Here is a 13,537-nt window from a genome sequence, read left to right as displayed (position 1 = left end):
CACCTAAAAATACCCCATTTAATAACAACCACAAAAAAGGATGGTTACCCATCCTTTTTACATCAGTTTAGCTCACAAATTTACCTTGTGAGCACAAGCCAGCCTAACGGCGACGACGCTGCAAACCAAACAGGGATAGTAAGGCTAAGCCTAAGTAGCCCAAAGCACCGCCATCATTTTTAGGTTTAGGTGTCGGTGTGGGAGTCACAACAGGGGCAGGATAGCTTAAGGCAACAATCACAGGGTCGTGATCTGATGCCGAGAAAGCATTTTCAGATTTGGCTAACTTGCCAGAGAACTTTTTACCATATTCAAACAGGTTAGATTCTACTGAGTTGATGTGCCAATCCTCAATATCCACTAAACGATTAGCAAGGCTAGCATTAGCTAAAGCGTGGTCTAAGTTACCTAACTCACCGTTATAGCTGTAAGAATATGTGCCTACGCCATGAGCTTTAGTGTTGAGGTTGATCAAGCCATAACCTTTTTCAATCTTACTACCTTGGCGTTCAAACACTTTGCCATCAAGCGTCGTCCATGAAGCCGTCATGATGTCACGATCTGACTTGCTCGCATCAAAGTCAGTCAGCACACGGATTGGATCTTCCATACCGTAGGCGTTCATATCACCAATAACCAGTAAATCGCCCTTGACGTCCTTTAGCGTTTCACCCAACACTTTAGCAGCAGACACACGGAAAGCATTACACTTGCCCTGTTGATCGGCTGGATCGACTGAGTCTTCGAAATTCATCCAATCTTCTAAACATCCTGAACCTTTAGATTTCAGATGGTTAACAACAACAGTTAGGGATTCGTTATGGATCTTAAATGCCTGCGCTAAGCTGTGACGTTGGTAAGCATCGTTACCTGGGTTAATCTCAGCTTTATCATCTTTAGTGCGCGTGACAGAACCTGCACTAGCATGTTGCTCTGGCGTTTTAATCGCTTGTGCAGCGCCCGCTAAGGTCACTTTGCCGCCACGATATAACATGCCTACAGTAATAGCATCAGAACCAAAGTATTGACCGTCATATTTATCGGCATCTGCAATTTCAACAAAACTATAAGCATTTTCAGGCGTTTGTTTGTCGTTCAGCGCATCGACTAAATCTTTAATCGCACTCTTTTCACCAAAACCATTGTTAGCAATTTCCATCAGGCCAACGATATCAGCGTTCATGGCAGTAATTGCGCTAACAATTTTAGTACGTTGCAATACCATTTCTTCAAGCGTTAATGCGCCACGATTGCTACCAGAGGGATTAGTGTTGCCACCATCGACATCGTTAAAAAAGTTCAACACGTTAAAGCTGGCAACGCGAATATCACCTTTAGTCGCAACGCTAGGCGCATCGGTTCTGTCATCACCACGGATAAAATCACCCGCTGTGATTTGGTTAGTTGCCACTAAACGATAAGCGCCGTAGCTATAACCAATAACACCTTGCAGATTAGTCAGTTGATCGCCAACACGGATGTAACCCGTTTCAACGTTGAAATCGGGGAAGTATGGGATCTCGCCATCGGCAGGTTTGTAATCGGACTCAATAAAAAGTTGGTTTTCGAGGTTAGACTTGACTAACGCAGTCGCTTCGGCAGAAAGCGCGGGGTATAACTGTGTTGGTTTCATCAAAGGCGCTTGATAAGACACTAACATGTTGTTGCGCTTACCCGCATAGTCAAAGCTAAAGGTACGGCTGATCTTAAGATCGCTACCCGCATCTAACACGACATTCATGCCTTCATAGCGCTCTAACGCTTGGGCTAAGGTTTCACCATCGGCCACATAAAATGGCACTGGGGCAGGAACATTGCCTTTAGCGCCGACTTCAAATTTATTATCGTTTTTAATATCGATTTGAGTTAAGCCAAAGTATTCTTTTACCTTACCCTGTACGCAAACCTCAACTCCAGGTTGAATTTCTGCAGGTACTGCCTCACCGAGTAGTACAAACACGCCATCAGAGGTATACGGTGAATTATCACCCTTAACTTCTTGTAAATAAAAACCTTTAAATAAACTTTCGCCGCGGGCAGTAACTACGCCGCGCACGGTAACTTCAGCTTCCGATTCAAACGTACCGTCAGCAATATATGGGCTAGACTCACCCGCACCTTGCACTTGATAAATAGGCACAATTTTAGCGCCAGTGCAGCTAAAGACGGGGGTTTCTGGCTCTACTGGCGTGTCTAGTGAACCTAAACCTGAGAAGGTATCTTTAGGTAATTGTTCCCACTGCGCGGCGTTGAATACTGTATTGGCGATTAATGAATCTAACTTGCGCTTTAGGGTAACGTCTAATCCCCAGCCTACTGGTGTTGGTACATCGCCAATAATATCAACAATTGCATCATCTTTAAGCAGAGCAACAGCATCACCACCATTAAAGCTTAAACTACCAGAGTAACTATCTACGCCTTGAGGAAGCGTAATTGCGCCAGTCGTATTTAAAATGACTTTAGTGGATTTAGATTTGATCGATTGACCATCGAGTGCCACCATATCTAATGCTGTGGTTGCACCATCTTTATAACGGACCAGTTTATAACCCGCAAGATCAATTGCCGTATCACCGCTGTTATAGAGTTCAATTGCTTTGTTATTTGAGCTACCTTCAACATACTCGGTAATCATCACATCGGCGCTTGCCATCATAGGCAAAGCCGCCGCGACAGCTAAAGAAATAGCCGTTAATTTGTTAACACTTTCCATACCATCAACCCCATTATTATAATTTTGCCGCTAACGTTCTGTTAACGTGCAAAGGGATTATTCCAGAGTTGGATACGAAAAAATAGAGGCGCAGCTCGCACATTACAAACGTAACATATTGATGAGTAAGTTATTATGCGCAAATGCTTGTTCATAAAACAGAACAACATAATAAATTAAAAATATTAACCATGTGAAAACAATCAGTAAGCAAAATACATGTTAGACAAAATCTATCGTTGAATACTTTAAATGATGGACAACCTTTTTATGTGATATTTTTAAAATATTATTCAGTATGAGGTACTTAATAATAAATAAAAAAACAGGATATTTTAGATACATTAAAAATATCATTAAAGCTTAATTTAGCGTTCATTATTTTGAAATATAATTAGCGATTAACACTGATGGCGATATGTTTACTACATAGGTAATAAACAAGAAATGAAACATTACAAAAGTCTGCAAACCCGTTAAATCTAAGCATTGAGTTAAGCCAGAGTTCAGATAATAATTTTTTAAAAGACAAAAAAATACCGCCCATCAAAGAGCGGTATTTTTAATAGCTATATATTACAAAGCCAATTATTTTTTAGCAGGTGCAGCAACAGGTTCAACGGCTGCTTTCTCAACTGACTTTAATTCAACTTCAAAAATCAGTGTCGAGTTTGGTGGAATAGTACCAGTATCGCGATCACCATAAGCAAGGCTTGATGGGATAACAAACTTAAACTTAGCACCAACAGGCATTAACTGAACGCCTTCAGTCCAACCAGGAATAACGCGATTTAACGGGAATTTAGCCGTTTCGCCACGCTTGTAAGAGCTATCAAACTCAGTACCATCGAGCAAAGTGCCCACATAATCTACTTCTACAGTGTCTTCAGCTGCTGGCTTTTCACCCGTCGCTGGTGTCAATACTTCGTATTGCAAGCCCGATTCAGTGGTAACAACACCAGGCTTAGCTTTGTTTTCTTCTAGGTATTTTTTACCATCTTCAATATTTTTTGCAGAAATAGCAGTCGCTTGTTCCTGACGCTTATCGTTTAGTTTTTTATCTAAACTCTGAAGAATGGTTTGCATATCTTCTTCAGTTAATTTCAGCTGGTCATTCAAGCCATTAGTGAAACCGGTAACAATTAAAGTGCGATCTACTGGTAGACCTAACTCTTCTTGCTCTTTAATGTGACCTGACATGTAACGACCGATTGAAGCGCCGACACTGTAAGCTTCTTTTTGCGCTTCTGTCGTTAATTCAACATTTGCGCCAACACTTTCTGTTTTTTCTTCTTTATTACAAGCAGATAGCCCAATAACGGCTAATGCTACTAACGATAATTTATAAATCGATTTCATTAAAGCTTCCTCAGCATCCTCAAGCGGTTACAATAACCTAAGCGCGACAACTTTATACTAGTTATCTCAGTTATACCAACTAGATTCTTTATGGGTTAATAGTGATTAATGTCACTTGATCAACTCTAAAGACAGCAACTTAGGGAGCAAGTTCATGAAGAAACACCTACTGCTGGTAATTTGTACTATTCTTCTTGCCGCTTGTAGCCCCAAAGCGGAAGATATTAGCATTCTCACCACAGAACCTAGCTATAGCGCTAGCCTGTCAAGTCATGGGGAATTTGCCCTAGTCGCAACCCAAAATAGCGGCGTGCAATGTTGGGATCTCAGTACTCATACACTTAAATATCAGTGGATACACGGTGATATCAATACCGGAGTCACAAGCACAGCGATTTCTCCCAACGGGGCATTTGCCGCGTCGTTAAGTCGAGATTCTGTCGCGATATGGAGAATGGCTGATGGCAAATCTTTAGGCTGGTGGTCCTTACCATCATCCGGTGAAAGCGTTGCAGTAGCGGATAATGGCGCACTACTCGTTGGTTTAAACGATGGTTCGGTCATGTCACTCAATTCAGCCCGAAGTGCCTTAATCAAATTTCTAGGACATAAAGATCGCGTCAATAGCGTGGCGCTCTCCGCGGATGGTCGATTAGCATTAACAGGCTCAAATGATATGCAGGCCATTCTTTGGCAAGCACAAACCGGACAACCGTTACATACTTGGACCTTAAGCAGCCGCATTACCAAAGTCGCGCTCAATGAGAGTGGCAGCTTAAGCTTCACCAATGGCAGCACCAATGAAGCCAAGATTTGGGATAATACAAGTGGTAACCTTTTAAATAAATTGGATATTCAGCGCCGTCAAATGAACTTTTCAGCGGTAAGATTTGTCAATAATGACACTCAAATACTGACGGGAACCCCCGCCAGAGAAGTCATACTCTGGCAACGTGGTACTGGTAAAGAAATCGGTAAATGGCAGATTTCACTTACTAAAAACAGCCAAAGTCGAGGAGCCGTTGTATACTCAGTAGCAATTCGAGATACCAATAAAGTTGTTAGTATCAGTAGCCAAGGCTTAGTTGAAACTTGGCAGCAATAGAGGTTAGTCATGCAAGGCGTACAAACACAGATTGAAGAGCTAGAAACTAAATTAGCTTTTCAGGAGCTTACCGTCGAAGAGTTAAACCAAGAAGTGATCAAGTTGAATCGACTCGTCGCCCATCAGCAGCACCAAATTCATATGTTAATTGGTAAGTTGCAAGACATGGAGCCGAGTAATATGGCGACTCAGGCTGAAGAAACGCCGCCACCTCATTACTAACCCGATACTGTTGATTGAAACTTTAATTAACAGACGGTCAACGCAAAATATCCAGGGAATGCGATGTTTACATTTTTAAGGCCAACCCCCTCTGCTCTATTGCCCATAGCGTTAGTGGGTGAAGACATTCTCAAGCAACAGGCTATCGCGGTGCAGCACTTTGACGCCGCGCTTACTGAGCTTGCCCAGCAAATGTCTGCCAGTATGGCAGCGGCCCAAGGTGTTGGCATTGCAGCCCCACAGGTACACAGTCCTTTAGCCTTATTTATTATGGCCTCACGCCCCAACGAGCGTTACCCCGATGCGCCCAACATGGCGCCAGTGGTGGTGGTTAATCCGCACATTATTCATGTGTCGAGTGACTTAGTCAGCGGGGAAGAGGGTTGCCTATCAGTCCCTGGGCAAAGATTTATCATACAAAGACATAAAACGATTGAAGTACGCTACCAGAATTTACAAGGTGAGTGGCAACAGGCAGAATTAACTGATTTTATCGCGCGTATTTTTCAACATGAATTTGATCACCTTCAAGGGATCACCTTACTTGAACGTTCGCGGATGCCAGAACAAACACACACTTTGTCAGCCCAACCTACTACCGTAAAAGGTGAAGCACAATAATGAAACTGTCCTTCGTTGCCCCTTTATGTCGACCTTTTATAGCATCAGTTTTAACGCTAGGTTTAGTGTTCGGCTTATCAGGATGCGCTTACAACAGCATTCTTATCAATTATCCCGCACAAATTGAACCGATTAAACAACAGCTCAATAGCGCAACCCCTTTGGCGGATATTGACAAACTGGTCAGTAATATTACAGATAAAGATGGCCTACTCTACGCCCAAGAGGCAGGCCGTATAACCCAAGTTGCAGGTGATTTTGCGCGCAGTAAACAATATTACCAACAAGCGGTCGATGCCTACACCGCCTTTGATGAGAAAGCTAAAATCAGTGCCAGTGGCATAGGAGCTACCGCAAGTAGTTTAGTGTTAAACGATAATGCGATCCCCTATCGAGGCCCTGGATATGAACGTATTATGCTGCACCAATACCAGGCTCTTAACTATTTATTTAGCGGTGATTTTCAAGGTGCTTTAGTTGAGGTTCGTCGCAGTAACGAGCTGCAAAGCAGCGAGCAAGAGCGCTATCAAGAGTCACAAAAATCAGTACAAGCTATGGCAAATGGCACTATCGATGCCGAAGTCAATAAGTTAGGTCAGGCGGCAGGTACAGTGACTAGCTCTTTTTTAAACGCCTACAGTTATTACACTACCGGCCTGCTGCATGAGGTTTTGGGTGAGCCTAATGATGCTTATATCGATTATCGTAAAGCCGCACAAATCACTCCCGATAATACTTATTTACAACAAGATCTTGTGCGCCTGGCTAAACAACTTGGTATGCCACAATATGATGAATTTAAACGCCGTTGGGGTGATGCTAAGCTACCCAATCCACAAGATGGCCAAGTTATTTTAATGGTTGAGCGCGGTTTTGTACCCGCAAAACAATCACTCACAGTGCCTTTTACCATCCATGGCAACTGGCAAACCGTATCGCTAGCGACTTACATGCCTAACAATACTTTTGTACCAGAGACGCAAGTACAGGGTTTAGGTACAGTGCTAAAAACAGAACCGATTGCTAATATAGATGCGTTAGCTATCACTGCACTGAAAGAAGAACTGCCCGCCACTTTAGTGCGCCAAGTAGCTCGGGTATATGCTAAATCAGAAATGGCCTATCAAATCGAGAAAAGCGGTAGCCCTGGTAATAACGCGGCTAATATCGGTAGTATTGTAATGCAGATTTTTAACGTAGTAACAGAGCAAGCTGACCGTCGTAGTTGGCTAACGCTCCCAAAACAAGCACAAATAGGGCGGCGTTATTTGAATGCGGGTGAATACACTTTGCAGATAGATAAAGCGCCACCAGCAAAAATTGACGTTGCAGCAGGCAAAACCACCTTAGTCTGGGCAATTGATACTGGTAATTACACCCGTATTTATTCAATAATCATCTAGCCTAGCGCAAGATGCATTTGGATAAGACGAGTGTTATTGGGTTTATACAATCACAAAATGGAACTGACTATGAAACAATTTAAACTGATTTTTGTGCTAGCTGCGGTGATCGGGCTGGCTGCATGTCAATCTAAAGTTGAATATGGCGATGCCACCGAAGTTGAAACCGTCAACGAAAACTTTGGCTCAACCGATCTACAAGCTATTGCGGCCAAAATGGTCGATAGCATGATGACATTCCCACCGATAGTCGCAATAACGGCTAACAATCGCCCCATTTTGTTTATCGATAGCATTAAGAATAAAACTTCTGAGCATATTGATACCGAGTCAGTGACAGACTCTATCAGTAACAAACTATTACGCTCAGGCAAGTTCCGTTTTATCGATATGACCAAAGTAGATGCCGTTCGTAAGCAACTAGACTACCAAAACAACACTGGCATGGTTGATCCATCAACCGCCATTAAGTTTGGTCGTCAAATCGGCGCTCAATACATGTTATACGGCAATTTATCCAGCATCGTTAAGCAAGACGGTAGCACCAAAGATGTGTACTACAAGATGACAATGCGTTTAATGGATTTAGAAACAGGCTTGATTGAATGGTCTGATGAAAAAGAAATCCGTAAAACAAAGTCTAAGTCTTTCTTAGGTATGTAATTATCCTATAGAACGCAATATTTAAAGTATTGCGTTCTCACAAAGCCAGCTTAGATGCTGGCTTTTTTTTACATTTTTAACATTGGTTATCCTAGGTAAATAAGGTAGTGTACTCGGCCAAAATACCCTGCAATGATGCCGCTATAACTTAACCCTTCTGCCAGCTAAGGCTCGCCTTAGTCATGCCAGCCTGTGTGATAGCGAACGCTCACTCTGCAGCTTAAAAATCAATTATTTGAAGGATTTAAGTTGTGAACTTGTTTAAAGCCAGTTTGCTTGCCCTTACCTGTAGTGCATTAATGTCGTGCGCAACCCATAGCACATTGAATACAGCACCGCGCGATAACAGTGCTTATATCAGCCAATATCAGGCATCACTTCGCTCACAGGTCATTTCCGATGTTCGCTATGAGTTGGATTTTCAACTCACGGGTGAGACCGAGTTTTCTGCCACGTCAAAGGTCACATTTAGGCTTAGTGAAGTACCCAAACAGTTAAGTCTGGATTTAAATAAAGCACAGATAAAACGCCTTATAATCAATGGCACAGCGATATATCCTAACTATAATGGTGCCTATATCAGCTTGAACACGCGTTTACTGACCTCAGGTGCAAACACGGTCGAGGTACAATTTACCCGCGCCCACAGTACCAATGGTGAAGGTTTACATCGCTTCCAAGATCCGGTTGATGACAAAGTTTATCTTTATTCTCATTTTGAACCCGCTGCAGCCCAGCAGATGTTTGCGGTATTTGACCAACCCGATATCAAAGCTAACTATCAAATTACTGTCACCGCCCCCAAAGACTGGCAAGTCATTAGCTCAATGCGTGAAACACAAGTCACTCCAGCTGGTGCTTATAATCGCTGGAGCTTTCCTGACACGCCTAAACTGAGTCCGTATAACTTCTCGATGCACGCAGGTCCTTACCATGTGTGGCAAGATAACTCAGGCCGTTATCCAATGCGTTTATTTGCCCGTGAGTCTGTGGCAAATCAAGTAACGCCACAAGATTGGTTTACCTACACTAAACAAGGGTTAACTTTCTTTGATAACTACTTTGGCATTGCTTACCCGTTTAAGAAATACGATCAAATTCTAGTGCCAGACTTCCTCTATGGCGCCATGGAAAACGCAGCCGCGGTGACCTTTTCAGAAGATATTTTCCTGCATAAAGCGGCGATGACAGCCGATCAAAAGCAAAGTCTTGCTGGCGTTATCATGCATGAAATGGCACACCAATGGTTTGGCGATCTCGTCACCATGAAATGGTGGAATGGTCTGTGGCTTAATGAAAGCTTTGCTTCTTTCATGGGCACACTCGCGACTCAAGAAGCGACTGAGTTTACTAATGCATGGCGCAACTTTTACGCCACAGGTAAACAAAAAGCCTATGAGCAAGATAGCCTAGTCACCACTCATCCCATTGAAGTACCCGTCGCGACAACCCAAAATGCCTTCGATAATATCGATGCGATTACTTATCAAAAAGGCGCCTCCACACTAAAACAACTGCGCCACTTGCTAGGCGACATGGTATTTAGGCGCGGTGTAAGTAATTATTTAAAACAATACAGCTATCAAAATGCCGAATTAGACGATTTTATTAATAGCCTAGGTAAAGCCGCAGGCCGTGATTTAACGGCGTGGACTCAAGAGTGGCTCTATAGCGCAGGTGTTAATACGATTAAAGCGGAATACCGTTGTAATGGTAACCGCATTAGCGCATTTAGCCTGGTGCAGTTGCCAGCAAGTGCTGAACTGCCCACCTTGCGCGAACAAAAAGTTCAAGTGGCTTTGTTTACTCAATCACGTTCTGGCTTGAGAAATGACATTATCGTACCTGTGACTTACAAGGGCAGGCGTACTGAAGTCAAACAACTGGTTGGCGAACGCTGCCCTGATTTAGTGTATCCAAACTTTGATGATTGGGGCTTTGTCAAAGTCGAGCTCGATAGAAAATCTTTTACAACAGCTCAACAACAGCTGAGTAATGTATCAGATCCACTGCTACGTTCTATGCTATGGCAAAGCCTGTGGGACAGTGTTCGCGAGGGTAAATTAAGCCTAGAACAATATCTCAGTACTGTTTTTGTGAACGCGCCAGCAGAGTCCGATTACACTATCGTCGGTCAGATCATTGATAGTATGTTGCGCTCAAAGGAATATTTAGCGCAAATTGCACCAATTCAACAAAATTACGCTGAAAATGCCATAAAAGGCTTAAGCCAAATGAGCCTGAGAAAGACGATGGAAAGTAAAGACGATAATGACTTTCAGCGCCGCTGGTTTAATGCCTATGTCAGTTTAGCGAGCGATAGGGATTCACTGCGTCATTTAGCGCAGCTACTGGACGGCGACACCAAAATTAAAGGATTAACCTTAGATCAAGATTTGCGTTGGGCAATCATCATTCAACTGAATCGTTATGATTTCCCTAATGCATTGCAGCGTTTAACCACTGAAGCTACCAAAGATAATTCTGATGCAGGCCAAAAAGCGGCACTTGCTGCCGAGGTTATTCGCCCAGAGGCTAGCGCAAAACGTCGTTGGTTAAGTAAAGTCCACCAAGACAGCTTGCCCTTTGCTAAACAACGGATTGTCATGGCCAACCTTTATCCTGCAGAGCAAAAGCTATTAAGTGCAGCAACCGCCGAAGAACGCCTGTCGAGCTTGAACGATATGGACAAAAAAGGGCCGGTATTTATGCGCAACTACGGTTACAACCTGATCCCTACAGATTGTAATTACACAAGTATTGCCGCATTAAATAAAGTTCTCGATAGCCAAACCGGATTATCGAATCTCGCTCGTCGCACTTTACTCGAGACCCGCCAAAAAGAGCAGCGTTGTGTACTAATAAAAAATACTATGGCTCACTAAACTGAGTCATCGCCATTACTGAAGAGGCTCTACTGAGCCTCTTTTTTATTAATGGGAGGAATTATTATAAAAATGGATCAATTTATCTAACGGTAATGGCTCTGCGTAAAAATAACCTTGATGAAGGTACACACCTTTAGCGGCGAGATAATCAACTTACACTTGAGTTTCAACGCCTTCTGCCACTATATCCATATTTGATTCGTGGCCAAAAGCTATTTAACTCTAACACGGTAAAATCCACTTCATATCACAACACTCACTTATATAAACTGATACTTTTAAGGTGATGAATGTAGTCCCTTTAAGACATCTCACTCTGTCTTAATTATATTTTAATTCAACATATTTTTTGCATTATTAAAGAATACATTGTATTTGATAAAGTGATTAACCTCAAAGCATGCTTAGTATTGTTCTCTATAATCGGTATTTTCAATATTTAATTTAACAAAGCTTAATATCAATGAATTAAAGCTGTTTATGTTGAATTATCCTATTATTGATTAATACCTTAACGATTTCCGCCGCGATATTAAAACGTTAAATAACTAACATAAATAAGGAATGAGTTATGCAAACGACGCTCAAAACACGACTGCTATTTAGCAGTCTCTTCGCTGTAGTACTCACCATCGCGGTGCTAGTCAGCATATCCAGTTATTTTATTCGAAGTAACGCATTAATAAATACTCAGAATGAAATTGATCAATTGGCTAACACCTTTGCGCAAGGAATGGGTTTATGGATGCAAGATAGAAAAATAGCCATTACCAGCCTAAAAAAAACAATCGAAACGAATCCAAACCTTGACGTTACGCCATTTTTACAGCAAGCACATAATACGATGGACTTTTCGCTCACCTACTATGGTAACGAGCAAGGCGACATGTATCGCCAAGATCCCTCGTTGAATACCGCTAATTATGACCCCCGCACACGCCCTTGGTATATTAGTGCTAAAGCCGCAAAAAAAATGATCATGACGGCGCCCTACTCCAGTGCAACCTTAAAAAAACAAGTCGTGACCATTGCCGAACCCGTCATGAACGCGGGAACATTCTTTGGGGTCACGGCCGCAGACTTAACGATAGATCAACTAACTGATGCGGTGCAACGCTTAGAAGTGCCCGGTAAAGGCTATGCACTAATGGCCAATAGTGCGGGAATGATTATCAGCCACCCTAAAAGTGAGTTAAACGCTCAGCAACTGACTGACATTGATACTAATTTCAATAATAGTTGGTTATCACAACACATTACTGCCAATACCATAGAAGAACGCACTCTCGATGGTGCAACTAAATTAGTCTATGTTGCGGCAATCCCTTCGACGGATTGGGCGCTGATTTTCGTGATGGATAAACAAGAGATTATGACACACGCCACGACATTAGCTTGGTGGATGTCTGCCGTGGGTATCGCTCTTCTAATACTATTCGGTTTGATTTTATTCGCGATATTCAAAGTCCAATTTAAAGACCTCGAACGCGTTGCTCAAGCCCTCAACGACATAGCCGAAGGTGAAGGTGATTTGACCGTACGTATTCATACAGCCAACAAGCACGATGAAATTGGTATGCTAGCATCGGGCTTTAACCGCTTTGTCGAACGTCTTCACGGCATGATTTCTCGCATGCATAAGATTGCAGGTCAACTCGAGTATCAAGCCAAGGGCAGCAGTGCATCGGCAACAGATAACAGCCAGCGCATTGAAGTACAACAAGATGAAGTAACTATGGTCGCCACCGCTGTGACCGAAATGGCCAGCGCGACTGAAGAAATTGCCAGCAATGCAGAACATACGGCGCAGACAGCACAAAATGCGGTTGGGCTGTCAAAGAATGGCCATAAACAAGTCACACAGAGTCAGCAATCTATCCGTAATTTAGCCAGTGAAGTTGAAACCGCTGGGCGTATTATTGGTGAGTTGAATGAGCACTCACAGAAAATTAACAGTATCTTATTGACCATCAGTGGTATCGCCGAGCAAACCAACTTACTCGCACTCAATGCAGCCATCGAAGCCGCACGAGCAGGTGACCAAGGTAGGGGCTTTGCAGTCGTTGCAGATGAGGTTCGCGTACTATCACAACGCACCCATTCATCGACACAAGAAATTCAAGCCATGATCGAAACCCTACAACAAACCGCGGGCAAAGCCGTTAAGTCTATGACCCAGAGCCATGAGATGGCAGAAACCAGCGTGAATGATGCTAATTCAGCCAGCGAAAGTTTACTGCTTATCAGTAAAGCGATTAATGATATTTCAGATATGGCTAGCCAGATAGCAACAGCAGCAGAAGAACAAACTTCAGTCACGAGCGAAATCAACCGCAATACGGAGTCGATTCGTGAAGTATCTGAAAACCTGTCAATTGAAGCACAAACCTCTATGGTTCAAGCTCAGGAACTGGCTCATTTAGCCGCCTCACTACAGCAAGAAGTGAATAGCTTTAAGCTTTAAAGCAAGACGCTGCCTGACCGCTAGTATAATAATGCCCGCGTATGTCACTGACATACGCGGGCATTTAATAAGTGACTATATTCTTTTAACACTCAG

General features: G+C 42.9%; 9 protein-coding genes. 7 read left to right on the top strand and 2 right to left on the bottom strand.

The genetic code is table 11. The features are described from left to right. Positions 1 to 103 precede the first annotated feature (103 nt). A complete protein-coding gene (gene exeM / locus L2717_RS12635; RefSeq protein WP_220774875.1) occupies positions 104 to 2,716 on the bottom strand; it encodes an extracellular exonuclease ExeM in 2,613 nt (870 codons plus the stop codon). Between the two features lie 588 nt (positions 2,717 to 3,304). After that, complete coding sequence (fkpA, locus tag L2717_RS12630; protein ID WP_220774694.1) at positions 3,305 to 4,075, bottom strand: FKBP-type peptidyl-prolyl cis-trans isomerase; 771 nt, start codon at positions 4,073 to 4,075, stop codon at positions 3,305 to 3,307. A gap of 154 nt (positions 4,076 to 4,229) precedes the next feature. Between fkpA and L2717_RS12625 the strand changes: the two genes are divergently transcribed. The 7 genes from L2717_RS12625 to L2717_RS12595 all read left to right on the top strand — a co-directional run bounded on the left by L2717_RS12625 (position 4,230) and on the right by L2717_RS12595 (position 13,441). Then, entirely contained in the window at positions 4,230 to 5,180 is a 951-nt protein-coding gene (locus L2717_RS12625; RefSeq protein WP_220774695.1) for a WD40 repeat domain-containing protein, read from the top strand. Positions 5,181 to 5,189: 9 nt separating this feature from the next. Further along, positions 5,190 to 5,402, top strand: coding sequence for a SlyX family protein (locus L2717_RS12620; protein WP_220774696.1), 213 nt, complete (start codon positions 5,190 to 5,192; stop codon positions 5,400 to 5,402). 63 nt (positions 5,403 to 5,465) lie between these two features. Continuing rightward, positions 5,466 to 6,023 (top strand): peptide deformylase, encoded by a 558-nt coding sequence (def, locus tag L2717_RS12615; RefSeq protein WP_220774697.1) that lies wholly within the window; start codon positions 5,466 to 5,468, stop codon positions 6,021 to 6,023. After that, positions 6,023 to 7,426, top strand: coding sequence for a COG3014 family protein (locus L2717_RS12610; protein WP_220774698.1), 1,404 nt, complete (start codon positions 6,023 to 6,025; stop codon positions 7,424 to 7,426). Before def ends, L2717_RS12610 begins: the two co-directional genes overlap by 1 nt. Before the next feature lie 69 nt (positions 7,427 to 7,495). Then, on the top strand, positions 7,496 to 8,089 hold the full coding sequence (gene lpoB / locus L2717_RS12605) for a penicillin-binding protein activator LpoB (RefSeq protein WP_220774699.1): 594 nt from the start codon (positions 7,496 to 7,498) through the stop codon (positions 8,087 to 8,089). Between the two features lie 251 nt (positions 8,090 to 8,340). Continuing rightward, positions 8,341 to 10,974, top strand: coding sequence for an aminopeptidase N (gene pepN, locus L2717_RS12600; RefSeq protein ID WP_220774700.1), 2,634 nt, complete (start codon positions 8,341 to 8,343; stop codon positions 10,972 to 10,974). Positions 10,975 to 11,548: 574 nt separating this feature from the next. Beyond that, the gene (locus tag L2717_RS12595; RefSeq protein ID WP_220774077.1) at positions 11,549 to 13,441 is read left to right on the top strand and encodes a methyl-accepting chemotaxis protein; all 1,893 of its coding nucleotides are present in this window, start codon (positions 11,549 to 11,551) and stop codon (positions 13,439 to 13,441) included. Positions 13,442 to 13,537: the final 96 nt, after the last annotated feature.

This window comes from Shewanella glacialipiscicola, from assembly GCF_023283485.1.
Classification (GTDB): domain Bacteria; phylum Pseudomonadota; class Gammaproteobacteria; order Enterobacterales; family Shewanellaceae; genus Shewanella; species Shewanella glacialipiscicola.
This window is presented reverse-complemented; position numbering and strand designations above follow the sequence as displayed.